Below are 26,225 nucleotides of genomic sequence, written 5' to 3'. Positions count from 1 at the left end.
TTTTTCAGAAATAAGAAAATAAATCCGTCCCCTTTTTTCAAGTCCCCTTTTTTCCAGTGTGAGGGAAGAGTGACCGCTCAGGCATGAACTCCGGACGTTCAGCTTTGTCGTCCTGTATGACCGCAACGGGTCGTTTTCTGCCTCTCGCGGCGGGCAGGAAACGGCCAGAAGCAGACCTCGAACAACAAATCGATACAATTTCACATCCCCTAAACCGTTCTGTTTACAATTTTCACTGAATTTCGTTTATAGCTTTGTCGCACTCATCAATGACGTATTGCGGTACCATTTGATAGGATCTTGGATTTAATTGATAGATGTAGTCGTTCTCTATATGAAATGATTGATTGATGAATTTTGCAATTACATTTGAAGTGGCTACCGCTTTCTCGTCAAATATCATGCGATATATATGCAACTTCTCATAGTTGCTTGTCGTATCCAAGTACAGCTTTTTCATCTCTGCGTTGACGCTACTCAGTGCGTATAATTTATCATAATCGAAGTCATGAATATGACCCACTATCTCAGCCGTTCCTGACGCGAACTCTTCATCAGTTAGGTCGCGTAGAACAAGCTCAAACACACCACTTTCTATTTCTCTTTGTTCGTAAATTTGTGGACGCTCCCGCTTATGAAGAACACTGGATAGCACGTCGAACGCCAAATTCTTTCTATTGATTACTTCGAAATATCTTCGCAAATAAATTACTTTATGAAGTGCATGAATCTGATCCGCAAGATTGGAGGTGTTAATATCAACAAAAGTCTGAATATCCTTCCTCTCAATCGTCTTCTCGATCAAATGTCCCTGTTTGTTCTCCAAAAAACAGGCGCTTAGCGACTCAAATCTATCCCGGTGATGATGAATCAGGTCAACAACCGGTTCGAAGTCATGACTCAGCATTAGGACAGTTTTACCACTAAGCGAGGATTTTCCCTTCGAGAATAGCATGTCCATAATGGCATATTTTTTATTCTTATCGAATGAGGAGATTGGATCATCTAGGATAATCAAATCTGCTTTTTCTTTCAGAGCCTGGAACATAAATAGTACTAAAGCAAACGCGTTGCGCTCACCAAAACTCAACCGGCTCTTAACTTCGGTAACTTCGCCTATAATATCGTTCGGCTCAAGTTTTAGGCGGTACTCACCACTGGCTTCTTCTTTCAAAAACACATGATAATTATATCCGGCATTCCTTAGAAATTGATTTATTTTTTCACCATGCTCTTCAATTAACTTCCTAATCAATAGCTTTTGCTTGGCAACTTTTCCTTGCAAGTTCCCGGCGATCTCTTGCAGCTTTTCAAGTTCTTTATTGACTATATCTGCTTTAGCTTGAGTCGCCTCTGATTTCAAGTATGGGAAATTGCTCAGATCAATTACCTGATTTTTTATGGCGTTGAGAACTTTATCGACGTCTTTTAAGGATGAAAAGCCGAGTGAACGAGCGGCAATGAAGCGCTCTCTCAGTCGTGCGATTTGTTCTTTTATTTCTAGTAAATAATTAGACTCGTCGTCAGTATAGCCATCAATTTTTGTGATAAATCCCGTGATTCGCTTTCTCGTTTCTTCGGAGAAATATTGTTCTAGGTGCTGAAAGGCGATAACAATCTTATTAAGATTTTCGATTGCTTTGGGTTTATAAACATCAGACACCTTTTTTATGATTTCTTTCTTCTCGGTAGCATCTGTCGCACAATATGGGCAATCGCTACCCATATCCATGAATGGTGCACCTTGGTGCTGCCAACTCACCCATTTATAGTTATTGTCGTTCTGGATAAATTTTTTGAAGGGCTCTAAACCTTCGGGAATATTGGCAACGTTGTTGCCTCCTTTAAAAGCTTGGGACATGGCACTTGATGCGTGTATCCCGTGTTTAACTTCTCTTCCGAAGGCAGTAATTATCTCCTCGAAATCTGCCAGCAGCCCGGAAATTTCTTCATCTCCATTCAAGGTGTTTTTCATTTGCGAGGTCATAGCCTCAATTTCAAGTATTCCTCTTTCGTAATCTTCACCGCGGATGAAAATGTCGAAACTTCCTTTGACCAATTCGTCTGCCTGAAAAGCGACTTCATTGATATATTTTTCATCGAAAATCAGAAAATTTTGGACAGCTTCACATCCTTCCACGACTGGTACTGCGTCCTTATCCTCTCTTAACTTGTAGGGTCGGAGTTGGAGCAGTTCTTTTGACTTGTTTTTATAGTCATTTACGGAAGCTGCGATGGCTTTTGCAATAGTACTCTTCCCGGTGCCGTTGATTGCATGCTTGATGTTAAGTGTGTTTTCTTTGATCTCAATTTCGCCATGATCAATATTGTTACAATTTCGGATATTTATCTTCATACGCTGTCCCCTTTGTATTTATTTTTGTATCGCACAGCTATTCGGCTCAGCCTACTTCGAATTACATGATCCTTCGTACTTGCTAACCTAAGAAGGGTCCTACGTTTTGTAAAATCAAGGGCAAATGGGCATAGGTTTATTAGCATAGTCTAAACGTCCGCTTCTGGCCGAAGGCAGTCATCGGTGGATGTCCGTTTTGGGTCGTGCTCATGACCTTGAGTGTGAAGGTCGTTCAACTGGCTTTCTCAAAAGGGACAGTAGCCCGTCCCTTCATACATTAACTAGCCGGTGTGACACGCATTAGCACAGGTTTTGCAACCATCAGCCTTGGGATAAATTTTCTTTGCTGATGCGACTGCAGTAGAGCAGCCAATATGCTCCCCAAGAGATTTTTTATCGCTTGGCATCCACGTGCAGCCTGCTTTGTGAACTTCATGGTCGCCGTTCAGTTGCGCCTTGTTGTTGACATAATAAATAGGCATGGAATTTCCTTCCGTTGAGTGCCAAGTGAACCCGCTTCTCCCTTGAAGGGCCGTGCCTCACATCCAGAGAGCAGGCAGCACGACTCAGCGTAGTCGAGTAATGGCTCATAGCAATCAACAATCAGATATACAGTAGGCAATACCGCTAGAGACCTACAGGAAAGCAGATCACAGCTCGATATCCTCAGAACTTTCCCACGCATCGCCGGGCTTGCCCGTCGGAAGCCACCTCGCTAACCTCCCTCTGCCGCTGCCAATTCAGCGGCCGGGTGTGGTAGCCCGATTTTCATAGGAGCCCAATCCATTGGAGTTCCAAATGATCGACGACGACGCAAACCCATCTGAAACCCCAGAGATCCCAGAACCGGCAGAAACCGATCCGGTTTCCCCATACACCTGCCTCAACTCAAAAAAACTCCACGACGCCGCAATCCGCGCGCTCGATTACTACCTGTCGCCACCCCCCTCAAAACCAAAACTCGCCGACCGCCGTCCCAGCTCAATCTTCATCATCGCCCCCAACGTCGACAAAGAAAGCCTCCTGGCCCACTGCTGCGAAACCCTCGCTTCAGCCAACGTAATAGCCAGCGAGTTGGCCTTCAGTCTCACCGGCCCGCAATGCAACATGGCGCTGGCCATCCAGCAGATGATTTCCCTGGCAGAGTTGTCGGTGAATCGGGTGTTGGATCAGGTCGATCCGCAGGGGTAGGTGAGGGCGTTGTTTCAGCGTGATGTGTAGTAAGAAGCTCTGTCCCATTTAGGTGGGGCGGGGCTTTTTTTGTTTTTCAGATCGGAAGATCAAAAGATCGCAGCCTTCGGCAGCTCCTACGGTCAGCCATTCGCAGCTCACCGAACCGCAGTTACTCCGGCAACCCAGCCAGCCTTAGTCCATCAGCAAACCGCGCAAGATCCTCGGGGCGTTGGATTGGCAGCCAGTCCTTCAGGCTGGAGACTCGCAAGGACGGATCCAGCTCATGCAAACGCTGCATCGCCTGCTTCGCTTTATCCATGTTTCCGCTGAGCGCATGACTGGCCGCCAGCAAGGCAACCGATACCAGGAGGCAGGGCAGGTTTCTCAGCGCCTTTTCTGCCCAGGCGGCAGCGGGTTCGAAGCGCCCGGCGAAGAAGTTCGCGAGCGCCATCCCGACTTGCATCCTGAACATTTCCGGATCCACTGGACTCAAGCGAACGGCATGGGACAGATGCTCGATGGCGGCGTCTGTTTCGCCGCGCAGTGCGCGCAGGATACCGCCCAGGAACCAGGCGGGGGCGAGGTTGGGGTTGAGCAGGCGTGCCCTGTCGAGCAGGGCAATGCCGCCATCGACATCGCCGGCGAGGTGGGCAAGTGCATGCCCGCCTCGTGTCAGCGCCACCGCATCATCCCGGCCGAGTTCCACCGCCAGACGCGCAAGTCGTGCGCCCTCGGCGATTTCTCGAGGCCGATCGGTCATCCAGCCATTCAACTTGCGCCAGAAGTGGCACCAGGCTGCCATGCCATAGGCCGATGCAAACTCCGGATCGAGCTCGATGGCCTTGTAGAACAACGGCAGCGCTTGCTCGATGGCTTCGCGGGTGCCGTTGTGCAGTTTCGCCATGCCGCGCAGGTAATAGTCGTAAGCGTCCAGGCTTTCCGTCGGTTTGCGTTTGGCGCGCTCGATTTCCGCCCGTTCCAGCTGCGGTGCTATGGCGCCGACGACGCTTTCGGCAATTTGATCCTGCAGCTCGAAGATGTCGTGGAGCGTTCCTTCGAAGCGCTCCGCCCAGATATGCGTCCCGGTCGTCGCGTCGATCAGCTGCCCGGTGATGCGTATCTTGTTCCCGGACTTGCGCACGCTACCTTCCAGCACGTAGCGCACGCCGAGTGTCTGGCCGACGCCTTGGACGTCCACGTCCCGACCCTTGTAGGTAAAGCTCGAATTGCGTGCGATGACGAATAGCCAGCGGATACGCGACAGGGCGGCGATGATGTCCTCGACCATGCCGTCGGCGAAATACTCCTGCTCCGGATCGCCGCTCAGGTTGTGGAAGGGCAGGACGGTAATGGAGGGTTTGTCCGGCAGGACGAGCTCAGTTGGGTCAGATGAGGTGCGCTCACCCATGCCTGGCCCGTCAGGCTGTGGCGCTTCGCCTGTCTCGCCGACCTTGATCTCGCCGACGAAGCGGTAACCCTTGCGGGGGACCGTGCGCACCAGGCGCTGCTCCTCGCCGGTATCGCCGATGGCCTTGCGCACCGCATTGATGTGGCTGGTGATGGTCGATTCCGAGACGATCCGACCGCTCCACACGGCGTTGAGCAGGTCGTCCTTGCTGACGACGCGATCGCGGTTGCTGACGAGCTGCAGCAATAGGTCGAAGACCTGCGGCCCGACCGCCACGACTTGCCCGCGCAAGGTGAGTTCCCGGCGCTGCTGATCGAGCACGTAGTCTTCAAACACGAATGGCAAGGTGAGGATCCCCTGGTCGAGCGCCCCCGACTCCGTGTCCGAGTTGGCGATGGGTAAGTGGTGTCGATAATACGGCAGCGCCCGCGGCAAGGGATACCCGTCGAATAGCTGTTTTTCTGGACGAAAAACCAAGTTTCCTTGAAGGCAAACCCAAGGCCGGTACAAGGACTTCCCTGACACGCGCTGGCACTCTCTATCTACATCGACAGCAATGGTTGCAGTCGAGAAGCGGAGAGAAACCATGAATATCGTCGTCATTGGAGGCACCGGCCTCATCGGATCGAAACTTGTGACAATCCTCCGCGAGCGCGGCCACGAAGCGCTCGCAGCCGCCCCCAGCACGGGCGTGAACAGCATCACCCGCGAGGGCCTGGCCCAAGCGATGGATGGCGCCGATATCGTCGTCGACGTGGCGAATGCGCCCTCATGGGAAGACCAGGCCGTGCTCGAGTTCTTCGAAACATCGAGCCGTAACCTGCTGGCTGCCGAGGCGGCCGCTGGCGTTCGCCATCACGTTGCGCTGTCGATCGTCGGCAGTGAACGGCTTCCCGAAAACGGCTATTTCCGGGCCAAGGTCGCGCAGGAAAACCTGATCAAGGCGTCCGGCATCCCTTACACCATTTTGCGTGCCACGCAGTTCTTCGAGTTTGTCGGCGGCATTGCGCAGGCGGCCACCGTCGGCGAGGAGATTTGCCTGTCGCCGGCGCTGATCCAGCCGATGGCGTCCGATGACGTGGTGGCGGCGCTCGCCGAGGTCACGCTGGCAACGCCGGTCAATGGCACGGTCGAAGTCGCCGGTCCCGAGGCCATGCCACTCGACGAACTGGTCCGGCGCTTCCTGCGGGCCACTCAGGACACGCGCAAGGTCGTGCCGGATGTGCATGCGCGTTATTTCGGTTCGATGCTCGACGATCAATCGCTGACCCCCGGCAAGAACCCACGCCTGGGCGCGATCCGCTTCGAGGACTGGCTCGGTCAGTCGACGGCTCGGTAACGGGCCGCGCGCTCACACCACCTACACACCAAGGAGCATTGCCATGTTTACCCGATATCTCTTGGCCGCTGCCTTCGCAGCGCTGTCGATCACCGCAGCGTCGGCCGCCGAGCCGCCCGCAGGCAAGGTGTCGGTCGTATTCGACCGGCCCATTCCCAACCTCCCTGACAAGAGCATGAAGGGCGTGCTGGTCGAGTACGGGCCGGGCGCCGCGTCGCCGTCCCACACCCATCCGAAAACGGCCTTCATTTATGCAACGGTCCTGGAGGGCTCGTTTCGCATCAAAGTCAAAGGCGAGCCGGAAAAGATCTACAACGTCGGCGAAAACTTCGTAGAGGAGCCAGGCTCCGTGCACGAAGTCAGCGCCAACGCCAGCGATACGAAACCCGCACGCCTGCTGGCCGTGTTCGTCCTCGACAGCAACGAAAAGGAGCTCGTTACACCTATTAAAAAGTGAGCCGATCAACGCGCTCATCGACGCTCGACAGCCGGGCGGCAGGTCACTGTCGTCCTGCGGTTGTTGCAGGTCCCTTGGCATTGAACAGGAAACAAGAACATGAACTCGCTTCAGGACAAGGCCGCCATTGCCACCGGCGCAAGCGCCGAGATCCCTGTCGTGGTGGCGCGGCAAAGCAAGAGAAAGATGATCGGCATCCTGCTGTGCATCGGTGCCGTGGCGGTCTTGGCTGGCGGATGGTCCATGGCGCTTTCGAGCGGTGCGACCTCCACCGATAACGCTTATGTGCGCGGCGACCTCACCTCGCTCGCCGCCAAAGTTGCCGGCTATGTCACGGCGGTAGAGGTCGAGGACAACCAGACCGTTCGTGCGGGGGATGTCCTGTTCCGGATTGACGATAGGGACTATCGAGCGCGACTTGCTCAAGCAGTGGCCAATGTCAGCGCTGCCGAGGCTCGCCTGACCCATGTCGATGCCGAAACCCAGCTTCAGCGTGCCCTGATTCGACAGGCCGAAGCCCAGCGCCGCTCGGCCTCCGCCGAGATGAATCTGGCGACCAAGACCCACGATCGCAGCCAAAAACTGATCGTCAGCAACGCGGTCAGCCAGGCCCTCGTCGATGAAACCGGCACGGCACGCTCCAGAGCCGAGGCGACGGTCTCGGCAGCGTCGGCAACGGTCGAGGCTCAACAGCAACGCATCACCGTCCTTGTGGCCCAGCGAGAAGCTGCCGTTGCTGCTGTGGCGCAGGCACAGGCCGCGCGCGATCTGGCCCAGATCGATCTCGACAGCACCGTGGTACACGCGCCTGTTGATGGCGTTATCGGTAACCGTCAGGTCCGCGTCGGCCGGTTCGTTACGCCGGGTGTTTCGTTGCTCGATATCGTGCCGGTCAATGATGTGTGGGTCGTGGCGAACTTCAAGGAAACCCAGCTCGAACATATCCGCCCCGGTCAGCGCGTGCGCATCACGGTCGACGGCTATCCCGACGGGGTACTTGAAGGCGTGGTCGACAGCTTTGCGCCGGGTAGCGGGTCGGCGTTCAGCTTGCTGCCCACAGACAATGCAACGGGGAACTTTGTGCGTGTCGTGCAGCGGGTTCCGGTAAAGATCCGGCTTGCCCATAACCCGTTGCCGGGCCGCATCGTCCCAGGCCTGTCCGCGCGTGTCGAGGTTGCGCAAGGGGAGGGCTCATGAACACGGTTGCCAGCGCCACGTGGAGCAACGCCAGCGCTACAACCGGTGTCCTGCTGATGGCGGGCATCGTGCTTGCCACGCTGACGGAAGCGATCGCCAGCACCGTTCTGTCGCTCGGACGCAGCGACATCATCGGCGACACCTATGCAACGCCTGATGAGTTTGCCTGGCTGGATATCGGCTACCTCGCGCTCAAGCTGATCGGGTTCATGACCGCGCCTTGGCTGCTGAAGCGTTTTAATCCGCGTCATGTGATGATCAGCTCAATCCTGGTCATGGGCCTGGCATGCGGCATTGCCGCCATCACCGCTCGGCTCGATCTGCTGGTTGCACTTCGAGTTGTTCAGGGCTTCGCCGGCGGCACTCTGCTGGTCGGGGGCCAGGCGATTATATTTCGCGCTTATCCGCGGTCCCTTCAGCCAATCCTTCAGGCCCTGTTTGCCATGGGCTCCGTTGTCGCACCCGCGACGCTCGCCCCGGCACTTCAAGGGTGGTTGATCGATAGTCAATCCTGGACATGGATCTTCTTCAGCGTTGTTCCGATTGCCTTGGCGGCTGCCGGACTTGTGTTGATCGCAGACGGTCCCATGCCCGCCAAGGTCCGGCAGCGTCCGTTTGACTGGATCGGCTTCTCGCTGATCTCTGCCAGCCTGTTGTGTTTCACCTACGTTCTTAGCCAGGGCAGCCGATGGGACTGGTTCGAGGAGCCTCGCATCCTGTGGTTAACCGTGATCGGCGCAGCCGCTCTACTGGCATTTCTCGGCCAACAAGTGTTGGCCAAAGGGCAGGGGCTGCTCGACTTTACTCTGTTCAAATCGAGCGATTTTTCCTTCGCCTTTATCGTCAGTTTTGTCGCCGGCGCCGCTTTGTTCGGCAGCGCATTCCTGATTCCGGCGTTCGCCCTGTCGGTCCTCGGGTTCACGCCTACCGATGCCGGTCAGCTGCTGTTACCCAGTGGCGCGTTTTTTGTCGGCGCGCTGCTCATATCTGCTTGGCTCATGCAGGCCCGCCGCGTTGCGCCGTTCGCCACCGTGCCCTTTGGCATCCTGATGATCATGGTTGCGATGTGGATGTTGTCCGGTTCGACCAGCGAAAGCGGCGCGGACGACATGATGGCGGCTATCTTGTTGCGCGGGTTGGGGCTTGGCTTTCTGTTTCTATCGATCACGCTGATTGCTTTCAGCCACCTCAACAGCCGAAACCTCGCGAGTGGAATAGGCCTTTTCAATACGGGTCGCCAGCTAGGTGGCCTTATTGGAGTCGCAGGGCTCCAGACCCTGATCGACCATAACGTCGTCACCAATGCCGTGGTCCTCGGCGCCAACGTCACCCCAGGCGCGGCCGCGGTCATCGAACGGATGACGACCACGACAGCCATGCTGAGCGCGAAAGGAATGGATGCGGTGGCCGCTGGCCGGGCAGCGACGAGCCTTCTGGGCCGGTTAGTGACAAGTCAATCCACGGTGATTGCCTTCGACACAGCGTTCATCGCCGTGGCCCTGCTTTTTGTAATCGCTGCCCCCATTCTGGTCGGCATCAAGATCGGATTCGCGCGATACGAGAAAGTGCGCGCTTCGCGGGCAGTCGCGTGAGGCATCCCACCTGCCAGCGATGACGATGGAGGAGAGCACTCGGACCTCTCAGGGTGTCAGGCGGCGCCAGGAACATTTGTTCCCATGCCCGACGGCAGGAACGGTCGAATTTCATCGATTTCCGCGGCGCTAAGGCGCAACGCCGAGGCTGCAATCAGCCCGTCTACTTGTGCCGGGCGGCGGGCTCCGACAATGGCGCCCGTCACTACCGGTTGGCGAAGTACCCAGGCGATGGCGACCGCCGCAGCGCTCACCCCATGCCTTTCTCCAATGCGTGCCATGACCTCAACCAGCGTCAGGTTCGCACTCAAACGAGGCTCCTGGAAATCAGCACTTCGGGCCTTGCGCCAATCGTCTTCGGGCAGTTGCGAGATGCGTTCGCGCGTCATGCTGCCGGACAGTAATCCCGATTGCAGCGTGGAATAGGCAAGGACCCCCAGCCCGGCCTGCTCACAGAATGGCAGGACGTCCTTCTCGATGTCCCGCATCAAGGCGGAGTACGGCGGCTGGAGGGAAACGATCTCAGTCACCGCCTGCGCCCGCTTGAGTTGAGCGACATCGAAATTGGATACGCCGATAGCGCGAATTTTTCCTTGATCGCGCGCGGCTGCCAAAGCCGAAAGCGCCACTTCAATACCTTCACTGCTTGCGTCGGCAGGAAAGGCAGGCCAGTGGATCTGATACAGATCGATAGTCTCGACTTGGAGCCTGCGCAAGCTTGCGTCGATCTCGGCGAGCAAGGATTGGGGGGCCAGGGAGTGCGAAATCTCCTTCGTGACCGGGTCCCAGACCAGGCTGCCTTTGGTGAACACCAAAGGACGCCGCGAGACCGGCACCCGACGCAGCAATTGCCCCACCAATTGCTCCGCATGGCCCAAGCCATAAACCGCAGCGGTATCAATCCAGTTCACGCCGCGTTCGACGGCATATTCAAGTGCGCCCAGGCTGTCCTTGTCATCCTGCGCGCCCCAACTGTATTCCCAGCCGGCGCCGGCGATTGCCCATGTCCCCAAGCCAATAGGCGAAATTTGGAAATCCGATGATCCAAGACGATTCTTTTGCATAGCGACCTCTCCACAAATGAGTTGAGAAGTATCCGGGAGAGATCTGATGACGATAAGATGGGTAATCGTATTTGAACTACTGAATGACATTCATGAGTAATCACCCCGATCTCTCTGAGCTCGATGCCTTTGCCGCCGTCGCTCGCCATCGCAGCTTCCGCAAGGCAGCCGACGAGCGTGGCGTGTCGGCTTCCGCGTTGAGTCACGCAATGCGAGCGTTGGAGGCACGCCTGGGCATCAGGCTGCTGAACCGAACCACTCGTAGCGTGACCCCGACCGAGGCCGGCCAGCAGCTATTAGCGACGCTGGTCCCGACCCTGCACCAGGTTGCCGATGTATTGGCGCAATTGACCTCGATGCAGGAAGTGCCCGCTGGCAAACTTCGCCTCAACGTGGCGCGTCCGGCGGCTCGTATCGTGTTTGCGAAAGTGCTCGCGCCCTTCGTGGCCAGGTATCCACGTATTCAGTTGGACCTGATTACCGATGATGGATTGACTGATATCGTGAACGGCGGGTTTGACGCTGGAGTCCGCTTTGGTGAAAGCCTGGCCGGTGACATGATCGCAGTCCCTGCAGGCGCACCTCAATCATTCGTGACCGTAGCGTCGGATGCCTATCTGGCCGCGAAGGGGATCGCGCAGGCTCCCCGCGACTTGCTCGAGCATGCGTGCATTGCCAGGCGTTTTCCCAGTGGCAAACTTTATGCCTGGGAGTATCAGGCAGACGGTCAACCGATACGGTTGTCCGTCACAGGCCCGCTCATTCTGGAAGACGATGCGCTGATGATCCAGGCGGCGAAAGATGGCGCGGGTATTGCCTATGTCTACGAGGAGCTGGCGCGGGACGAAATCCGCAACGGGCATCTCAAAGAAATACTCCAGGAATGGAAAGCACCGCCAAGCCGATTCTTTCTTTATTACCCCAGCCGGCGCCATGTGCCGCCAGCCTTGAACGCCCTCATCGAATTCATCAGAGCGGGCGACTTGCGAACCTGATTCATAACCATCGCGATGTCATTTTGATTCTAGCCGCGTAGGGGAATCCACAGCGAGTCCGCCCGGCGGACGAGTTCAACGGCATGCCTACCCGCTACCAACTACACTTCCTCCAGCCAGTCCGGGCAATCGTCCGGGGGCACACTCCAGGAGGAATCATGACACGGAAGAACGTCTCCAGCCCCGAACCAGCGGGCACAAAACCCAACGTGCTATTGAGCCCGCCTGACATAGGTGCTCTCGCAGAGATATCCATCACCGATCCTGACAAAACGCACCCAGCGTGGATCAAGGAACAGTTCCCTGAGTACGTGGACCCGCATGCAGGACATGAAGCCAGGACGGTTCGCGAGATTAACCACAAAGGGCACGTTGTCCGGATCGTGACCACCTACCAGGTAGAGGTTGATGGGGCGCCGGTCCAGGCGCATCTGTTTGTGGACGATGCGGGCCAGGTCCATACGCACGCCACCCCATTCGTCACTTACGGATCGGCTCTCGACTTGATGACCGCGGTGATCGATGCCTATCCAGAATCCTTCGCCAAGGGCGATGGCGATGGGGGAGAGCACTCGGGCCACCCCGACCACCATGCCCACGGAGCACATCATGATCAGGTCTAATGCGGTCAATGATCTCCCGGCGCTTAAGAAATACGTTGAAGGGGTACAGCGGCTCAAGGACCCCGCGCAGAATCCCTGGCCCGGACAGGCTAACCTCTCGATTTATGACTCCTTCGTGGCCTGGCACCACCGGGCCATGATGATTTCAACGCCTGCCGGGCAGATGGCCAGGAACGCTGCGCATGGCGGGCCATCATTCTTGCCGTGGCATCGCTACTTTCTCGTGCGGCTGGAAACCTTGATTCGCAAGGCGATAGGCGACCCCAACTTTCGAATCCCATACTGGGACTGGAACACTGACGCGGAACTTCAGGACCCGAGAACTTCACTCATCTGGTCGGATGAGTACCTTGGACAGTTCGTGAATGGGAAGTGGCGGGTGCGATTGACGGGTAATGGCCGCACCATGGAACTGGAAGGGGTAAACCGCCCCCTGGTGCGTTATCTGGGTAGTGGTGGGGCGCTGCCCAGCCGAGCCAATGTGCGCAAGGTCATCCATGAAAACCCGGTGTATGACAAAGCACCCTACAACGCGGCCCAATCCACCGGTGGTGCGCGTAACAGTATCGAGGGATGGGCGGGCGAAGAACGCATTCATAACAACGTCCATGTGTGGGTCGGTGGTGACATGGGATTGTCGTCCTCGCCGAACGATCCCGTGTTCTTTCTACATCATTGCAACGTCGATCGGCTCTGGGCCGCATGGCAAGCGAAGCATCCCGCCGCCGCTTACGTACCTGCGGGAAATGCCCCGGATACGCTCAAGTTCCATCGGATAGATGACCCGATGTACAGCCCTTTCCCGGAAAAGGTGACACCCCGGGATGTGCTGAATTACAGCCAGTATTACAAGTACGACACCTTGGGTGACTTGCTTTAGGCAGCGTCAAACGGAGGCGCCTGCAGTGATACTGAACGCCTGCTCTTCCAGACGGGTTTGTATCAACGCAGCCAGTTGTCGGGTGGCAGGCGCCAGGTGTTCTGCTCCACGATAAAGCGCATAGCCGAGGGTCGGCAGCGTGGGTAGGCCAGCAATGACGGAGAGATGTCCTGGCAATCCAATACGGGTTCGCAACGTGACGCCCAAACCGGCAGCAACGGCCGCCCAGATTCCACCAACACTGGGGCTGGTCAGCGCAATTCGCCAGGGAATCCGTGCCTCATCCAGTGCCTGGGTTGCCGCGCTACGCAACACGCAAGGAGCGTCGAACAGGATCAATGGCAGGGGAGAATCTACATCGCGGTTGAGCGATGGCGTGTCACGAGGCCCGATCCAGTGCATCTGCGTTTCACCCAGGCGCGTGGCATAAGGGGACTTGTGCCCTGTGTCCCAAGTCAGGGCCAGATCCAGGCCACCGCTGTCGATCAACGCAAACAATTCGGTATTGCGCGCGATCCTGACTTCGAGGCTCACCCTCGGGTACATCTGGACGTAGCGTCGCAGAATGTCGCTGAGAAAGTGTTCGCCAAAGTCTTCCTGAAGCCCGAGGCGTACCGTTGCGGCGGTCTGGCTTTCGTGCAGGGTCTGGAAAATGCTGTCGTTCAGTTCAAGCAGTTGGCGGGCTTGGCTGAGCAGGGACTCACCCACCGGCGTCAACACCAGCCCTCGACCGGATTTGGACAGCACTGGCGCGCCTATCTGTTCCTCAAGTTTCTTGAGTTGTGCGCTCACGGCGGACGTCGAGCGATTGAGCCGATCCGCCGCTTTGGCAAAGCTGTTGAACTCCACACCGGTCACGAAAGTACGCAGTACATCAAGATCGAAGGTCGGACGGCGCATCGAATCATCCACTAATTCAGGACTATGGTCGCCATTAAATCGGATATTCGGAATTATCGCGACTTGATAGTTTTCTCCTGTCAGCGGGTTTTTCAGGAGTAGACCGTTATGCCATTTGCACGTATTTCATTGCACCGGGGAAAGTCGGCCGAGTATTTACAGGCCCTCTCACAGGGGCTGCACGACGCGTTGGTAGAAAGCTTTGAAGTGCCGATGGCCGACCGATTCCAGGTCATTCACCAACATGAAGTGGGCGAACTGATATTTGATCCCGGCTATCTTGGCGGTCCGCGCAGCCATGACTTTGTGCTGATCGCGATTACTGCCGGTCGCCCTCGAGACACCGAGACGAAACAGCGTTTCTATCGCAACCTGGTCCAGAGACTGAGTCGAGCGCCAGGCATCGACTCTGAAGACGTCATGGTGGTGATTACCACTACCGCGGCAGATGAATGGTCGTTTGGTGGCGGGCGGGGCAACTAGTTTTCTATCAGGTGGGCAACAGCACGAGGGGCACCGGTCGCTCACCACCATCGGTGCCGAAGTTGTTCATTCAAACACGTGCCCTACGCAGATATCGCCGATACAAAGCAACACCCATAACAACCGAAAGCACCCCAACCCCCAGATTACCCAAAAGCCAGATTGCAAAGTTCCGACTTTGGTCCGCATCACCCTCGTAGAACGGCCCAAAGTAGCTAGACACTGCCACGAATATCAAATTAAACGCCCCGACGGCCAAGGCAACGATAAGGATGACGAACAATATCCCTTTAACAATTTTCATATGACCTTCCAAAACCATATTTCCTTCGACTCGTGGTAGTCGGAGAAACTGCCCTCAATGGAAAACCCCAACTGAATACGAGGGCAGCTCAGCCAATCGTAAGCGTCAGCTGATCACACCTTGCTATGTCGGGCTTTTAACTGGCGCTACTCCTCGGATAAAAATCGTTTAGTGATCATTGCCACTGCCTCCGCTGGAGACGTCAGGGCTGTGTCTATATTAAACGGAGCGTTATCCCACGCCTCATATTCATGATTCAATACAGACTGCCAGGTGGGTGGAGTCAGCCCAGGAATATCAATTTTTCTGGTTTCTACCCGTCGCTGGTGTTCATGTTTATCAGAGCAAACCACTTGGATATTTACTAATGGAGCACCAGCGCGTATAGCGATTTCGCTCCACGCCCTTCGGCTTTCGATTACTGGGTTAACACAGTCGACTATGACCGTGCTGCCGAAACGAAGATTGCTCAGAGCAAGCTCATTAGCGACCATGTAACCGCTCCGCCCCACATCTTGTGCAAGAGCACCGGAATTTCGGATAGCCTGCTCAATCGTATCGATCCGCAGATACACGGCACTTGTTTTGGTGGCAAGGTTACTTGCGATAGTCGTTTTTCCGGTACCTGGAAGGCCGCTGAAGACAATGAGCATTCTATGTCCTTCGGTTAGTGAGTTAACCCAGTCTAGGCGGTTGCCAGTTATGCGGCAGCGATTGCGCAATATCACTCGCCCGTTGAGTCGGCAGGCGCGTGAGAACGTCCTTCAGATAAGCATACGGATCATAAAGCAAAAGACAGGCTCGAAATAATCAGGCCGCCACCTTATTTCCTGTCGCGCCATCGACTTCGGGCATGAAGATAAGCAGTCAAATCGCTGTAGCCCAATTGAGCTGCAATCTCTGTTAACGACTCGCCGTGCAACTCAAGATGCAGTTCCAGTTCCGCCCGAATCTGATCGAGTAATTGCCTGAAGGTCGTGCCTTGTTCTTCCAGGCGTCTGCGTAATGTCCTGGGCGTCTGGTGCAGCGCCTTTGCCAGATCGTCCAGATTTGGCGTTTCACCTCTCGCCAGAGATCGTCGCGCACCGTCGGCAACCTTGGCTGACCAACCGCTGAAGTTGCGATGCGCGGCAATCCGTCGATCCAGCTCCTGAGTCAATAACTCCAACATTCCGTGATGACGGGTTTGCATCGGCAGGCTCAAGCTTTGCGCATGGAAATAGAAGCGGTTAACCGGGCAGTCAAACTCGATGCGGTCTCCAAACCACTGGGCATATTGCTTGTAATACGACGGACGCGAATGCATGAATTTCGCCAGAACCGGCTGCACTTCCTGCCCGGTTCCACGTCGCAATTGCGCGATGGACATCACGCCGTAGTGTTCGATGACATACCGCGCCAACTCTCCTGGCGCATCGACGCACAACTCGATTCCGACGCCGTTTTCGTCATTCACCAACCTTACATTGTCTGTGTCCGATGCAAGCGGTGCGTACCGGGCCCAAAGATGCATCGCCGACAAAACATCGGGGCTGTACAGGCAAAGATGGGCCAGGACGTGCCAGTCCTGAGGCGTGAACAGCGCGAACAGTTTTAACCCGATCGCCGGATCAATGCGCGCCGCCTCGCGCCAAAGCTGATCCAGTTCGATCAGGCTGTAATCCGTGCTTTTTCGGGAAACCTGGCTGTCAAGGAAGCGCTCCAGCACTTGGCCCAGTCTGCCTCGATGAAAGCGTTGTGGCGGGCGATTGGCCGGTTCTAGCTCAATTCTGTCCATTTCGCGCATTGGGAGGGCTGACTCCTGGGTTTCTAATGACATGGCATTGCCCGCAAGGGCCTAAATCGAGAGTGCCATGAATATAACAATGCTCGCCAATAACCCTGCTGTAATAGTGGCCGGGATCTTCCTTGCCTTCATTTTGCTAGAGCTTGCCTGTTCCTCGTTACGTCAGTCGTCAGGCGGTAAACGTGACGTACTCATTGAAGTCGTCGGCTCCGGCATACTGGTGGCGGTCACATTCCCTTTGGTCATGTGGCTAAGTGGCCAGATACTGAATCAGGCTGTACCGGGCATGAAAGACGCGTTAGCCGCAATTCCGTGGGTTGCAGGATTTGTATTGTTTTTACTGCTGGATGACATGACCCAATATTGGTGGCATCGCCTGACTCACCGGGTTCCCGCACTTTATGCATTGCACCGTGCGCATCATTCCGCACCCTATATGAGTGTACGCATCGTCTATCGCAACAACAGTTTCTACTACCTTCTGATGCCCGGCATCTGGCTATCTGGCATGCTGATTTATCTTGGGCTCGCACACGTTTATTACGTTTATTTGATTCTGAAAATGACCGTGATCTTCGCTGCACATAGCAGCATTGCGTGGGACGACAAACTTTATCGCATCCCCGCGTTACGCCCACTTGTTTGGGTTTTGGAGCGAACCTTCTCCACACCCGCCACTCACTCTGCGCATCACGGTTTGACTGCCGAGGATGGCGTTACCCATTACAAAGGCAATTTCGGCAACCTGTTATTTTTTTGGGACGTACTGTTCGGAACCGCAAAAATTACCCGTCGGCGTCCGCCAGCCTACGGAATCGAACACTTGTCACCGATAAGCTGGAAAGAAGAGTTGTTCTGGCCCATCGTGCGTTCCCGCCGTACCGCACCCAAGGTAAACGCTAACCAGAAGGTGGCGCGATGAGTCGTCATATAGTTCTGCTGTCTGGATCGAACAGATCAAACAGCCAATCAGTCAAGGTCGCCAGGTATCTGCGCGACCGACTAGAGAAACTTGAGCTGTGTGACTCAAGCGAACTGATAGACCTGGCCTCTAGTCGGCTACCGCTTTGGCCAGAAGAAGATACCGGCAGAGTCTGGAATGCCCAGCAATCCATTCTCAAAAAAGCGACGGCACTGATCGTGATCAGCCCTGAGTGGAATGGCATGGCTTGCCCAGCCCTGAAAAACTTCTTTTTGTACGCAGGGCTCGGTGAACTTGGACATAAGCCTGCGCTGTTGGTGGGCGTTTCGGCAGGGCTTGGAGGCGCCTATCCAATTGCTGAGTTACGTGCATCGAGCTACAAAAATAGCCGGATCATGTATTTGCCTGAACAACTCATCATCAGAAACGTAGAGTCGATGTTAAACAGCGAAGAGCCTTCAGATGAAAGTGATAGTCGCATTCGGGCACGTGCTGACTGGGCTCTGCAGATACTTGGTCAGTACGATGCAGCTTTACGCACCCTACGATCTGCAATCGAACACCCGCCGGAGTTTTCTACGGGAATGTAAAACCACGGATGCTGAAGATCAAAAGATCGCAGCCTTCGGCAGCTCCTACGGGGGCAGGAAATTCGGGGGGCTGCGTTGTTCTGATCCGTATTTTTCTGAGCTATCTGCATCTGTAATGGGATCAGCCTCCGGCTCACAATGACAGCACGGTCAGCAGTTGCGGTAGCCGCTGCACCGCAAACTCATAACGTAGGAGGCCCCATGGGCAAGATGGCATTTTTCCTGGGTGGATTTCTGGTGTTGACCATTTTGATCGGTGCGCTTGCCACGATTTCTCCGGTGTAAGGAGAAGGTGGGTTGCCCATATTCCAGCGAGTTGCGCAGTAAAAAGCTCCATCCCATTTTTAGGTGGGTAGGGCTTTTTCTTTTTGAAGATCAAGCGCGGCCCGAGCCTGCAAATGACTGCTCCTGGCGTAAAAATACAACTACGCCGAAAAGCCCTGTATCGAATTATTATTTCGTTGTACGTTGAGTCCGCGGGCGGCCTTGATCTGAAAGACTGTCCCTAGCCACAACACTCGCAAGGAATGCAGATGATCGATGGTCCCGCCGTTTTGACAGTCTTTTTGGTTTACCTGGCCGGTGTCGTTATTCCAGGGCCAAATTTTGTTGCAGTAGTCCACAAAGCGGTAGCTGCTACGCGCTCAGAAGCTTTGGCCTTGGTGGCAGGCATCGTATTGGTCAATTTGTTCTGGGCCACCTGTGCAATCGCAGGTATCGGCGTTGTATTTGCTGCGTTCCCTTGGGCGGCGCTGATCGTAAAAGTTCTGGGGGCAGCCTACCTGATGTGGTTTGGATTCGGACTGCTGCTCAAGGCCGGGAAGAGCGCGCTTGCCCCCTGTAACAATGCAGTCGTCGGTAACTTTCGGCAGTCATTCATTCAGGGGGTTGTGACGAACATTGGCAACCCTAAATCCATGGCCTTCTATGCCGCTATTTTCTCAGCCGCAGCCCCCACCCACGTTGCACCAGGCACGTTTTTGTCGATGCTGGCAGTCGTAGTTGTGGTTTCGATGACTTGGTATGGAGTGGTCGCAATCGCTCTTTCGCAACCTGAGATCGCTTCAGCGTATCGACGGAGAAAAAAAGCTATTGATCGACTGTGCGGCGGTTTGATTTTGTCTCTGGGGATCCGTCAGCTGGTTCAATAAGTCCACGATTGAATATCTATCCTGGCCGATAGATCAGCAAAAAGCACAACGCCTCCACACAGGGAGGCGTTGCGGGTTTTCAGCAGTATGCTCAGATCATCTCAAATCAAACCGATCCAGATTCATCACCTTGTCCCAAGCCGCGACGAAGTCTTTCACAAACTTCTCCTTCGCATCGTCGCAGGCATAGACCTCAGCCAATGCCCTCAACTGCGCATTCGAGCCAAACACCAGATCAACACGCGTACCCGTCCATTTAAGGTCGCCGGTTTTCCGATCGCGTCCTTCAAACTCTTCATTGGCCTCCGACACGGGTTTCCATTCCACGCTCATATCGAGCAGGTTTTTGAAGAAGTCGTTGGTCAACGCTTCTGGCTGTTTCGTGAAGACGCCGTGTTGGGTTTGTCCGACGTTGGTGTTCAACACCCGCAGGCCACCGATAAGCGCGGTCATTTCTGGCGCGGTGAGTGTCAGCAGTTGCGCCTTGTCGATCAGTAAGGCCTCGGCCGGTACGCTGTAGCGGGATTTGAGGTAGTTACGGAAGCCATCGGCGGCAGGTTCAAGGAACCCGAAGGATTCAACGTCCGTTTGTTCTTGCGAGGCGTCCATCCGTCCCGGTGTGAAAGGCACTGTGACGGTGTGGCCGGCATTTTTTGCCGCTTGTTCGACACCGGCGCAACCGGCCAGCACGATCAGGTCTGCCAGGGAGATTTTCTTGCCGCCGCTGTTGAACTCGTTCTGGATGCTCTCGAGTTTCGCCAGTACGCTCGCCAGTTGCTCAGGCTGGTTGGCTTGCCAGAATTTCTGCGGAGCCAGACGCAGGCGTCCGCCGTTGGCGCCGCCGCGTTTGTCGGAGCCGCGGAAGGTGGAAGCCGCCGCCCACGCAGTTGATACAAGCTGCGAGACGGTCAGGCCGCAGGACTGGAGTTTACCTTTGAGTGCGGCGATGTCGCTGTCGTTGATCAGGGCATGATCGACCTCCGGAATCGGATCTTGCCACAGGAGCTCTTCGTTGGGCATTTCCGGGCCGAGGTAGCGGGAGAGGGGGCCCATGTCGCGGTGGAGCAGCTTGAACCAGGCGCGTGCAAATGCATCGGCCAACTGGTCCGGGTTCGCCAGGAAACGCCGCGAGATCGGTTCATAGATCGGGTCGAATCGCAGGGACAGGTCCGTGGTCAGCATGGTCGGGTTACGCCGCTTCGACGGGTCATGAGCATCCGGAATGATGCCCGCGCCAGCACCGCCTTTCGCCGTCCACTGGTTGGCGCCCGCCGGGCTCTTGGTCAGTTCCCACTCGAAACCGAACAGGTTTTCCAGGTAGTTGTTGCTCCATTTGGTGGGCGTGGTGGTCCAGGTCACTTCCAGGCCGCTGGTGATGGTGTCGCCACCCTTGCCGCTGCCGAAAGTGCTCTTCCAGCCCAGGCCTTGTGCTTCGAGGCCGGCCGCTTCGGGCTCGGCGCCGACGTTGTCGGCAGGCCCGGCACCGTGGGTCTTGCCGAAGGCGTGGCCGCCGGCGATCAGTGCCACGGTTTCTTCGTCATTCATCGCCATGCGCCCGAAGGTCTCGCGGATGTCCACCGCTGCAGCGACCGGGTCCGGGTTGCCTTCCGGGCCTTCCGGGTTGACGTAGATCAGGCCCATTTGCACCGCGGCGAGCGGGTTTTCCAGGTTGCGTCCTCCGTCGGTACGGCTGTCTTCATTTTCCCCCGGCTCAGCAACGAGTGGGCCTTCGCCGGGTTCTTGCATAGGTTCTTTTTTGTCTTTTTCGTAGCGGGTGTCGCCGCCCAGCCACTTGTTTTCCGAGCCCCAGTAGACGGCCTCATCCGGTTCCCAAACGTCTGGCCGACCGCCGGAAAAGCCGAAGGTCTTGAAGCCCATGGATTCCAGCGCGACGTTACCGGTGAGCACGATCAGGTCGGCCCAGGAGATGTTGCGACCATACTTTTGCTTGATCGGCCAAAGCAGCCGGCGCGCCTTGTCGAGGCTGACGTTGTCCGGCCAACTGTTGAGCGGCGCAAAGCGCTGCTGACCGGAACCGGCACCGCCACGACCGTCACCGGTGCGGTAAGTGCCGGCGCTGTGCCAGGCCATGCGAATAAACAGCGGCCCATAGTGACCGAAGTCTGCCGGCCACCAGTCTTGCGAATCGGTCATCAGCGCGTTCAGGTCTTGCTTGAGCGCCTGAAAGTCCAGGTTTTTGAACGCTTCGGCGTAGTTGTAGCCCTCATCCGTAGGGTCGGACAGCCGCGAATTCTGGTGCAGGATCTTCAGGTTCAGTTGGTTCGGCCACCAATCGCGGTTCGTCGTACCACCGCCCGCGGCGGCGTGATTGAACGGGCATTTCGATTCATTTGCCATGTGTGCGCTACCTTTGGTCGTATTCATCCGGCTATCCGGCCCGGGGTGGGCGCGCAATAGCGACGAGCGAAATCAATGACATAGGCTGCAGCCGTTCGATCAACCGATCGTCGTGGTCACACGGGAAATCTGGAGAGCAGCAATCGAGTTGCCAATACGGTGGCCCACGGCAAGCCTAGTACGCTTCTGACTCATTCGTATCTTTTATCAAGTCTCAACCGGCCGGCTTACACCAGCGCTTCAATAAGGTTAGACGCCTATAAAGCAGTCAGCTAATAGGTGGAGTATTGGGGGGTGATAGGCATTTTCTTTTATCTGGCACCTCGCAATATTCTTCAGCGGCGTTTCCAGGGCCGGGATTTGCGGTGGGTGTTTGGGCCTCTTCGCGGGCAAGCCTCGCTCCCACAGGTTTTGTGTTGAAACACGATTGTGCAAACGACACAAAACCTGTGGGAGCGAGGCTTGCCCGCGAAGACGGCAGCACAGACACAGCAACGCTCGGATCAGCCCGGTATCGTATGATGAGTCCCTTCCATCGACGCCCACCCAAGGACCCTTACCCGATGTCTTTAAGCAAACGCGATCAGGCACACATCGAACGTCGCCTGGTCGCCACCCTGACCGAGGCGTGTGAAACGGCCAAAGCGGAAATAGTCGGGTTCTGCTGGCTGACCCACGAAATCGATTACGCGGTCTTTCCTTCCAGCCTGCGGGTGATCTGGGTCTTCGATACGCAGGCCAATAAAGACCAGGCGCTGGCGAGCGGGCAGGGCGAGCGCATGGTCGAACTGACGGCCGTGGCGTTAAGTGAAGCGGACGTTCTCGTCAGCCCGGTAGCGGCCCATGTGCAGTTCGATTCTGAAGAACAATGTCAGCGCGCCAATGCCGGCAACTGGCAGCAACGCCTGGCGCCCAAGCGCTCGACGCGGGGTTGAAACGTGGCCAAGGATATCGAAAATCCGTGTGTTTCCATTTGCCAGCTGAGCGGTGAGCTGTGTGTCAGTTGTGGCCGCACCAAGGACGACATCAGAAAATGGAAGCGCATGAAGCGTCCGGAAAAAATGGCGGCGGTGCAGCGGGCGAGTTTGCGGTTGAAGGGTCTGCAGAAAAAATGAAGCGGTCAGCTGAAACTCTAGGGCTGAGCACAAACCTCTCGAACACATTCACGCAACCACCGATGCGCTGAATCGGCATCCATCCGCGGGTGCCAGAGCATCGAAATGGTGATCGGTGGCAGCTCGAACGGAAGGTCAAAACTGTGCAGCCCGGCGCGCAGGTTTCGGCTGTGTTGTGCGGGCACGGTGGCGATCAGGTCCGAGGCGCGAGCCAGCGCCAGCGCGGCCGAAAAGCCGCCGACGATGGTGGTGATCTCGCGCTCCAGTCCCAGCACTTCCAGGGCTTCATCCATCGGCCCCTTATCGAGCCCTCGCCGCGAGACCAGGATGTGCCCGCCAGCGGCATAGCGGGAGGCGCTGACCTCGCCCTGGCTCAGCGGATGCCCCGTGCGCACGACGCCGATGAAACGATCTTCGAACAACGCCCGGGTGCGCACTTCCGGGCTCGTCGTGCCGCCGACTACGCCGGTTTCCAGGTCGACGGAACCGTCGCGAAGCGCGGCGCTGTCCTTGTTCAGCTTCTGCACAAAGTGCAAGCGCACGCCGGGTGCTTGTTCACTCACGCGGGCAATCAGTGCCGGGCCGAAGTTTTCGACGAAACCGTCGCTGGTGCGCAGCGTGAACGTTCGCACCAGTTGCTTGAGGTCGAGCTGTTCGGCGGGGCGTAACACGGCTTCGGCGTCTTGCACCAAACGACTGACCTGTTCGCGCAGTTCGAGTGCTCGGGGTGTCGGCACCAATCCACGTCCGGCCCGGACCAGCAGCGGGTCGCCCGTCGTTTCGCGCAATCGCGCCAGCGCCCGGCTCATGGCCGAAGGGCTCAGGCGCAGTCGTTGGGCGGCGCGCGCGACGCTGCCTTCGGCGAGCAGCACATCCAGGGTAATCAGCAAATTCAGGTCGGGAGTCGTCATGTCTCAACGTTAGCACGGCGTGCGGATGACATGGCGTCAAACGCAACTATCAGGTGCAAATGGTGCGCCTTCCGCCATATCACGCACGGGCATACGCTGCTGATCTACCTTTCAAAACGTGGCCAACCATGAAACTCATCACTCAATCAGGCTCGGTCCGCTGGGCGCTCGCCAGTCTTTCGCTGTCGATGTTGATGCCCTCACTCGACACCAGCATCGCCAACGCGGGTTTGCCGACACTGGCCGAGGCGTTCGATGCTTCCTTTCAGGAGGTGCAGTGGATCGTTCTGGCATATTTGCTGGCGATCACCACGCTGATTGTCAGCGTTGGACGACTCGGTGATCTCGTCGGCCGTCGGCGTTTGCTGCTGGCGGGCATCGGCATTTTTACCCTGTCATCGCTGGCGTGTGGTGTCGCGCCGTCGCTTTGGTGGCTGATCGGCGCCCGGGCGGTGCAGGGGCTCGGGGCCGCGATCATGTTGGCGCTGACCGTGGCGTTTGTCAGTGAGACGGTGCCGAAAGCGCAGACCGGCAGCGCCATGGGATTGCTCGGCACGATGTCGGCGATCGGTACCACGTTGGGTCCGTCGCTGGGTGGGATGTTGATTTCCGGCTTCGACTGGCAGGCGATTTTTCTGATCAACGTGCCGCTGGGCATTCTGAATATTTGGCTGGCGTATCGCTATTTGCCTGCGGATTCTCAGCGAGAGAAAACAGGGCGGGTGGGTTTCGACAAGGCAGGCACGTTGCTGCTGGCGCTGACGCTCGCGGCGTATGCGCTAGCGATGACGATTGGGTACGGTGATCTGGGGCCGCTGAATATTGCGCTGCTGCTGACAGCTGTTGTCGGCACCGGGATTTTCATATTCGTTGAAGCCAGGGTTGCCTCGCCATTGATTAAATTGGCGCTGTTCCGGGAGCCGGGTTTGAGCGCAAGCCTGGCCATGAGCACGCTCGTTTCGACGGTGATGATGGCGACGCTGGTGGTCGGGCCGTTTTATCTTTCGGGTGCGCTTGGCCTCGGCACGGCCCTTGTCGGCCTTGCCTTGTCGGTCGGCCCGTTGGTGGCTGCGCTGACCGGGGTGCCGGCCGGTCGCCTGGTGGACCGTTTTGGCACTCGACGCATGACCGTCGTCGGGCTCGTCGCAATGGCACTCGGCACGGGCGTTTTATCGATGATGCCAGCGGGTTTCGGCCTCCTCGGTTACCTCGCGCCCATTGCAGTGATCACTGCCAGCTACGCGTTGTTCCAGGCGGCCAACAACACTGCGATCATGACCGACATCCGTCCGGACCAGCGCGGCGTGATTGCCGGCATGCTCAGCCTGTCGCGCAATCTCGGGCTGATCACCGGCGCCTCGGTCATGGGCGCGGTGTTTGCCTTTGCCTCGGCGACGCCAGACATCACCACGGCATCTCCCGCCGCCATCGCCAACGGTATGCGAATAACGTTTGCCGTCGCCGCGCTGTTGATCGTCCTGGCACTGGGAATCGCGCTGACGCTGCGAGCTTCACACTGCTGCACTGCATGCAGTAATGAACTGCAGTGAAGCTGTATTGTTCACGTGAAATCGAATGTCGATACTTCCCGCACATGGCGCAGATGGGCTGCGCTGAAGTGAAGGAGTCAGGCAATGGTTTCTGTCGTTCGTATCGCACACACCGGCGCACCTGAGGTGATGACCATCGAGCAAGTGCCGGCGCGTGAGCCGGGGCCGGGTGAAGTCTGGCTGGAGCAGGAGGCGATTGGCGTCAACTTCCTCGATGTGAGTCAACGCAAGGGCGCCGTACCGCTGCCATTGCCATCGGGTCTGGGCCTTGAAGGCGCTGGCCGGGTTGCCGCCATCGGCGCGAATGTGAGCAACGTCAAGGTGGGTGATCGGGTGGCCTACGCAACAGGGCCTATCGGCGCTTACGCCAGTGCGCGCCTGTTTCCGGCCGAACGGCTGGTGCCGATTCCCGACGCGTTGACGGCTGAAGAGGCCGCCGCGGTGTTGTTCAAAGGCATTACCGCGCAGTACTTGCTGAAGACGACTTATCCGGTCGGCCCCGGCACCACCCTGGTGTTGTATGGCGTAGCGGGCGGTCTCGGGCAGATCATGGCGACGTGGGCCAAACACCTGGGGGCCTTTGTCATCGGCATTGTGTCCCGGGCCGAGAGTGTCGAGACCGCCAAGGCGCTGGGCTGCGATGCGGTGCTGGTGTTCAATGCCCAGACACTGGCCGGGGATGTGGCGGAGATCACCCACGGCAAGAAGGCCGATGTGGTCTACGATCCCATCGGGCGCGTGTCGTTCGAAGCGTCGCTCGACTGCTTGCGACCGCGTGGGTTGATGGTGTCTTTCGGGGCATCCTCCGGGGCGCCGACGGCGGTCGAACTGGGCACGCTCAATGCCAAGGGCTCGTTGTTCCTGACCCGTCCTTCACTCGCCGCGCACACCACGGATATCGCCGAATACCGGCAACGAGCCGATGATGTACTGGCTGCGGTCGAGGCGGGCATAATCAAGCCCGGCATCTGGGGCCGCTATGCATTGGCCGATGTCGCCAGGGCCCATGCCGATCTGGAAGGTGGGCAATCTCGCGGGGCGATCGTCCTCAAGCCCTGATCGTCTGTCATC

At 56.9% G+C, this 26,225-nt stretch carries 26 protein-coding genes and 1 pseudogene; 16 read left to right on the top strand and 11 right to left on the bottom strand.

The window, feature by feature from the left end; genetic code table 11:
• Nucleotides 1-232 precede the first annotated feature (232 nt).
• Nucleotides 233-2,356: a hypothetical protein gene (locus tag TU81_RS25295; protein WP_048397131.1), complete on the bottom strand. Its 2,124-nt coding sequence runs from the start codon at nt 2,354-2,356 to the stop codon at nt 233-235.
• A gap of 281 nt (nt 2,357-2,637) precedes the next feature.
• Complete coding sequence (locus TU81_RS29870; RefSeq protein ID WP_082157877.1) at nt 2,638-2,838, bottom strand: hypothetical protein; 201 nt, start codon at nt 2,836-2,838, stop codon at nt 2,638-2,640.
• Between the two features lie 316 nt (nt 2,839-3,154).
• On the opposite strand from TU81_RS29870, the gene TU81_RS25290 reads away from it, so the two are divergent.
• A complete protein-coding gene (locus TU81_RS25290; protein ID WP_048397129.1) occupies nt 3,155-3,547 on the top strand; it encodes a DUF6124 family protein in 393 nt (130 codons plus the stop codon).
• 151 nt (nt 3,548-3,698) lie between these two features.
• On the opposite strand, the gene TU81_RS25285 is transcribed toward TU81_RS25290, so the two are convergent.
• Nucleotides 3,699-5,282, bottom strand: coding sequence for a winged helix-turn-helix domain-containing protein (locus TU81_RS25285; RefSeq protein WP_048397276.1), 1,584 nt, complete (start codon nt 5,280-5,282; stop codon nt 3,699-3,701).
• Between the two features lie 241 nt (nt 5,283-5,523).
• Here TU81_RS25285 and TU81_RS25280 point away from each other — a divergent pair, with 241 nt between their 5' ends.
• From TU81_RS25280 to TU81_RS25265, 4 genes are all read left to right on the top strand, one after another.
• Nucleotides 5,524-6,276, top strand: coding sequence for an SDR family oxidoreductase (locus TU81_RS25280; protein ID WP_048397127.1), 753 nt, complete (start codon nt 5,524-5,526; stop codon nt 6,274-6,276).
• Nucleotides 6,277-6,319: 43 nt separating this feature from the next.
• Complete coding sequence (locus tag TU81_RS25275; protein WP_048397125.1) at nt 6,320-6,733, top strand: cupin domain-containing protein; 414 nt, start codon at nt 6,320-6,322, stop codon at nt 6,731-6,733.
• Nucleotides 6,734-6,832: 99 nt separating this feature from the next.
• Nucleotides 6,833-7,930: an HlyD family secretion protein gene (locus tag TU81_RS25270; RefSeq protein WP_048397124.1), complete on the top strand. Its 1,098-nt coding sequence runs from the start codon at nt 6,833-6,835 to the stop codon at nt 7,928-7,930.
• On the top strand, nt 7,927-9,522 hold the full coding sequence (locus TU81_RS25265) for a DHA2 family efflux MFS transporter permease subunit (protein WP_048397122.1): 1,596 nt from the start codon (nt 7,927-7,929) through the stop codon (nt 9,520-9,522). The genes TU81_RS25270 and TU81_RS25265 overlap by 4 nt, the downstream gene beginning before the upstream one ends.
• A 56-nt stretch (nt 9,523-9,578) precedes the next feature.
• Here the strand turns inward: TU81_RS25265 and TU81_RS25260 are convergent, their stop codons facing one another.
• A complete protein-coding gene (locus tag TU81_RS25260) occupies nt 9,579-10,586 on the bottom strand; it encodes an aldo/keto reductase (RefSeq protein WP_048397120.1) in 1,008 nt (335 codons plus the stop codon).
• A gap of 92 nt (nt 10,587-10,678) precedes the next feature.
• On the opposite strand from TU81_RS25260, the gene TU81_RS25255 reads away from it, so the two are divergent.
• The 3 genes from TU81_RS25255 to TU81_RS25245 all read left to right on the top strand — a co-directional run bounded on the left by TU81_RS25255 (nt 10,679) and on the right by TU81_RS25245 (nt 13,084).
• On the top strand, nt 10,679-11,581 hold the full coding sequence (locus TU81_RS25255; protein ID WP_038982664.1) for a LysR family transcriptional regulator: 903 nt from the start codon (nt 10,679-10,681) through the stop codon (nt 11,579-11,581).
• Between the two features lie 158 nt (nt 11,582-11,739).
• The gene (locus TU81_RS25250; protein WP_048397119.1) at nt 11,740-12,204 is read left to right on the top strand and encodes a hypothetical protein; all 465 of its coding nucleotides are present in this window, start codon (nt 11,740-11,742) and stop codon (nt 12,202-12,204) included.
• The gene (locus tag TU81_RS25245; protein WP_048397117.1) at nt 12,191-13,084 is read left to right on the top strand and encodes a tyrosinase family protein; all 894 of its coding nucleotides are present in this window, start codon (nt 12,191-12,193) and stop codon (nt 13,082-13,084) included. Before TU81_RS25250 ends, TU81_RS25245 begins: the two co-directional genes overlap by 14 nt.
• A 6-nt stretch (nt 13,085-13,090) precedes the next feature.
• Here TU81_RS25245 and TU81_RS25240 read toward each other — a convergent pair whose 3' ends face one another.
• Nucleotides 13,091-13,984 (bottom strand): LysR substrate-binding domain-containing protein, encoded by an 894-nt coding sequence (locus TU81_RS25240; RefSeq protein WP_038982661.1) that lies wholly within the window; start codon nt 13,982-13,984, stop codon nt 13,091-13,093.
• 108 nt (nt 13,985-14,092) lie between these two features.
• Here TU81_RS25240 and TU81_RS25235 point away from each other — a divergent pair, with 108 nt between their 5' ends.
• On the top strand, nt 14,093-14,467 hold the full coding sequence (locus TU81_RS25235; protein ID WP_038982660.1) for a tautomerase family protein: 375 nt from the start codon (nt 14,093-14,095) through the stop codon (nt 14,465-14,467).
• 70 nt (nt 14,468-14,537) lie between these two features.
• On the opposite strand, the gene TU81_RS25230 is transcribed toward TU81_RS25235, so the two are convergent.
• From TU81_RS25230 to TU81_RS25220, 4 genes and pseudogenes are all read right to left on the bottom strand, one after another.
• Entirely contained in the window at nt 14,538-14,771 is a 234-nt protein-coding gene (locus tag TU81_RS25230; RefSeq protein WP_038983676.1) for a hypothetical protein, read from the bottom strand.
• 146 nt (nt 14,772-14,917) lie between these two features.
• Entirely contained in the window at nt 14,918-15,424 is a 507-nt protein-coding gene (locus TU81_RS25225) for an AAA family ATPase (RefSeq protein WP_038982659.1), read from the bottom strand.
• Nucleotides 15,425-15,446: 22 nt separating this feature from the next.
• A pseudogene (locus TU81_RS30375) lies at nt 15,447-15,557 on the bottom strand (transposase domain-containing protein); the annotation flags it as partial.
• A gap of 37 nt (nt 15,558-15,594) precedes the next feature.
• The gene (locus TU81_RS25220; RefSeq protein ID WP_038982658.1) at nt 15,595-16,557 is read right to left on the bottom strand and encodes an AraC family transcriptional regulator ligand-binding domain-containing protein; all 963 of its coding nucleotides are present in this window, start codon (nt 16,555-16,557) and stop codon (nt 15,595-15,597) included.
• Nucleotides 16,558-16,624: 67 nt separating this feature from the next.
• Here TU81_RS25220 and TU81_RS25215 point away from each other — a divergent pair, with 67 nt between their 5' ends.
• The 3 genes from TU81_RS25215 (at nt 16,625) to TU81_RS25205 (ending at nt 19,220) form a co-directional block, all read left to right on the top strand.
• A complete protein-coding gene (locus TU81_RS25215; protein WP_038982657.1) occupies nt 16,625-17,479 on the top strand; it encodes a sterol desaturase family protein in 855 nt (284 codons plus the stop codon).
• Nucleotides 17,476-18,069 (top strand): NADPH-dependent FMN reductase, encoded by a 594-nt coding sequence (locus tag TU81_RS25210; RefSeq protein ID WP_048397115.1) that lies wholly within the window; start codon nt 17,476-17,478, stop codon nt 18,067-18,069. Before TU81_RS25215 ends, TU81_RS25210 begins: the two co-directional genes overlap by 4 nt.
• 533 nt (nt 18,070-18,602) lie before the next feature.
• Nucleotides 18,603-19,220: a LysE family translocator gene (locus tag TU81_RS25205; protein ID WP_048397113.1), complete on the top strand. Its 618-nt coding sequence runs from the start codon at nt 18,603-18,605 to the stop codon at nt 19,218-19,220.
• A 96-nt stretch (nt 19,221-19,316) separates the two neighbouring features.
• Here the strand turns inward: TU81_RS25205 and katG are convergent, their stop codons facing one another.
• Nucleotides 19,317-21,605 carry a catalase/peroxidase HPI gene (katG, locus tag TU81_RS25200; protein WP_048397111.1) on the bottom strand — a complete coding sequence of 763 codons (2,289 nt, stop codon included), beginning with the start codon at nt 21,603-21,605 and terminating at the stop codon, nt 19,317-19,319.
• Between the two features lie 536 nt (nt 21,606-22,141).
• Between katG and TU81_RS25195 the strand changes: the two genes are divergently transcribed.
• Entirely contained in the window at nt 22,142-22,513 is a 372-nt protein-coding gene (locus tag TU81_RS25195) for a hypothetical protein (RefSeq protein ID WP_048397108.1), read from the top strand.
• Nucleotides 22,514-22,516: 3 nt separating this feature from the next.
• Nucleotides 22,517-22,693, top strand: coding sequence for a DUF1289 domain-containing protein (locus TU81_RS25190; RefSeq protein ID WP_038982653.1), 177 nt, complete (start codon nt 22,517-22,519; stop codon nt 22,691-22,693).
• 17 nt (nt 22,694-22,710) lie between these two features.
• On the opposite strand, the gene TU81_RS25185 is transcribed toward TU81_RS25190, so the two are convergent.
• A complete protein-coding gene (locus tag TU81_RS25185) occupies nt 22,711-23,604 on the bottom strand; it encodes a LysR family transcriptional regulator (protein WP_048397106.1) in 894 nt (297 codons plus the stop codon).
• Nucleotides 23,605-23,732: 128 nt separating this feature from the next.
• On the opposite strand from TU81_RS25185, the gene TU81_RS25180 reads away from it, so the two are divergent.
• Entirely contained in the window at nt 23,733-25,154 is a 1,422-nt protein-coding gene (locus TU81_RS25180) for an MFS transporter (RefSeq protein WP_048397104.1), read from the top strand.
• Between the two features lie 84 nt (nt 25,155-25,238).
• Entirely contained in the window at nt 25,239-26,213 is a 975-nt protein-coding gene (locus tag TU81_RS25175; protein ID WP_048397101.1) for a quinone oxidoreductase family protein, read from the top strand.
• Nucleotides 26,214-26,225 lie beyond the last annotated feature (12 nt).

The organism is Pseudomonas lini (genome assembly GCF_001042905.1).
Taxonomy (GTDB): Bacteria; Pseudomonadota; Gammaproteobacteria; order Pseudomonadales; family Pseudomonadaceae; genus Aquipseudomonas; species Aquipseudomonas lini.
The sequence above is the reverse complement of the archived record's forward strand: the minus strand, read 5'-3'. Positions and strand labels throughout refer to the sequence as shown.

Bases quoted from the DNA above. Each gene is read 5' to 3' on its own strand.
- TU81_RS25295 (WP_048397131.1), bottom strand. From the start codon at position 2,356: ATGAAGATAAATATCCGAAATTGTAACAATATTGATCATGGCGAAATT.
- TU81_RS29870 (WP_082157877.1), bottom strand. From the start codon at position 2,838: ATGCCTATTTATTATGTCAACAACAAGGCGCAACTGAACGGCGACCAT.
- TU81_RS25290 (WP_048397129.1), top strand. From the start codon at position 3,155: ATGATCGACGACGACGCAAACCCATCTGAAACCCCAGAGATCCCAGAA.
- TU81_RS25280 (WP_048397127.1), top strand. From the start codon at position 5,524: ATGAATATCGTCGTCATTGGAGGCACCGGCCTCATCGGATCGAAACTT.
- TU81_RS25275 (WP_048397125.1), top strand. From the start codon at position 6,320: ATGTTTACCCGATATCTCTTGGCCGCTGCCTTCGCAGCGCTGTCGATC.
- TU81_RS25270 (WP_048397124.1), top strand. From the start codon at position 6,833: ATGAACTCGCTTCAGGACAAGGCCGCCATTGCCACCGGCGCAAGCGCC.
- TU81_RS25265 (WP_048397122.1), top strand. From the start codon at position 7,927: ATGAACACGGTTGCCAGCGCCACGTGGAGCAACGCCAGCGCTACAACC.
- TU81_RS25260 (WP_048397120.1), bottom strand. From the start codon at position 10,586: ATGCAAAAGAATCGTCTTGGATCATCGGATTTCCAAATTTCGCCTATT.
- TU81_RS25255 (WP_038982664.1), top strand. From the start codon at position 10,679: ATGAGTAATCACCCCGATCTCTCTGAGCTCGATGCCTTTGCCGCCGTC.
- TU81_RS25250 (WP_048397119.1), top strand. From the start codon at position 11,740: ATGACACGGAAGAACGTCTCCAGCCCCGAACCAGCGGGCACAAAACCC.
- TU81_RS25245 (WP_048397117.1), top strand. From the start codon at position 12,191: ATGATCAGGTCTAATGCGGTCAATGATCTCCCGGCGCTTAAGAAATAC.
- TU81_RS25240 (WP_038982661.1), bottom strand. From the start codon at position 13,984: ATGCGCCGTCCGACCTTCGATCTTGATGTACTGCGTACTTTCGTGACC.
- TU81_RS25235 (WP_038982660.1), top strand. From the start codon at position 14,093: ATGCCATTTGCACGTATTTCATTGCACCGGGGAAAGTCGGCCGAGTAT.
- TU81_RS25230 (WP_038983676.1), bottom strand. From the start codon at position 14,771: ATGAAAATTGTTAAAGGGATATTGTTCGTCATCCTTATCGTTGCCTTG.
- TU81_RS25225 (WP_038982659.1), bottom strand. From the start codon at position 15,424: ATGCTCATTGTCTTCAGCGGCCTTCCAGGTACCGGAAAAACGACTATC.
- TU81_RS25220 (WP_038982658.1), bottom strand. From the start codon at position 16,557: ATGCGCGAAATGGACAGAATTGAGCTAGAACCGGCCAATCGCCCGCCA.
- TU81_RS25215 (WP_038982657.1), top strand. From the start codon at position 16,625: ATGAATATAACAATGCTCGCCAATAACCCTGCTGTAATAGTGGCCGGG.
- TU81_RS25210 (WP_048397115.1), top strand. From the start codon at position 17,476: ATGAGTCGTCATATAGTTCTGCTGTCTGGATCGAACAGATCAAACAGC.
- TU81_RS25205 (WP_048397113.1), top strand. From the start codon at position 18,603: ATGATCGATGGTCCCGCCGTTTTGACAGTCTTTTTGGTTTACCTGGCC.
- katG (WP_048397111.1), bottom strand. From the start codon at position 21,605: ATGAATACGACCAAAGGTAGCGCACACATGGCAAATGAATCGAAATGC.
- TU81_RS25195 (WP_048397108.1), top strand. From the start codon at position 22,142: ATGTCTTTAAGCAAACGCGATCAGGCACACATCGAACGTCGCCTGGTC.
- TU81_RS25185 (WP_048397106.1), bottom strand. From the start codon at position 23,604: ATGACGACTCCCGACCTGAATTTGCTGATTACCCTGGATGTGCTGCTC.
- TU81_RS25180 (WP_048397104.1), top strand. From the start codon at position 23,733: ATGAAACTCATCACTCAATCAGGCTCGGTCCGCTGGGCGCTCGCCAGT.
- TU81_RS25175 (WP_048397101.1), top strand. From the start codon at position 25,239: ATGGTTTCTGTCGTTCGTATCGCACACACCGGCGCACCTGAGGTGATG.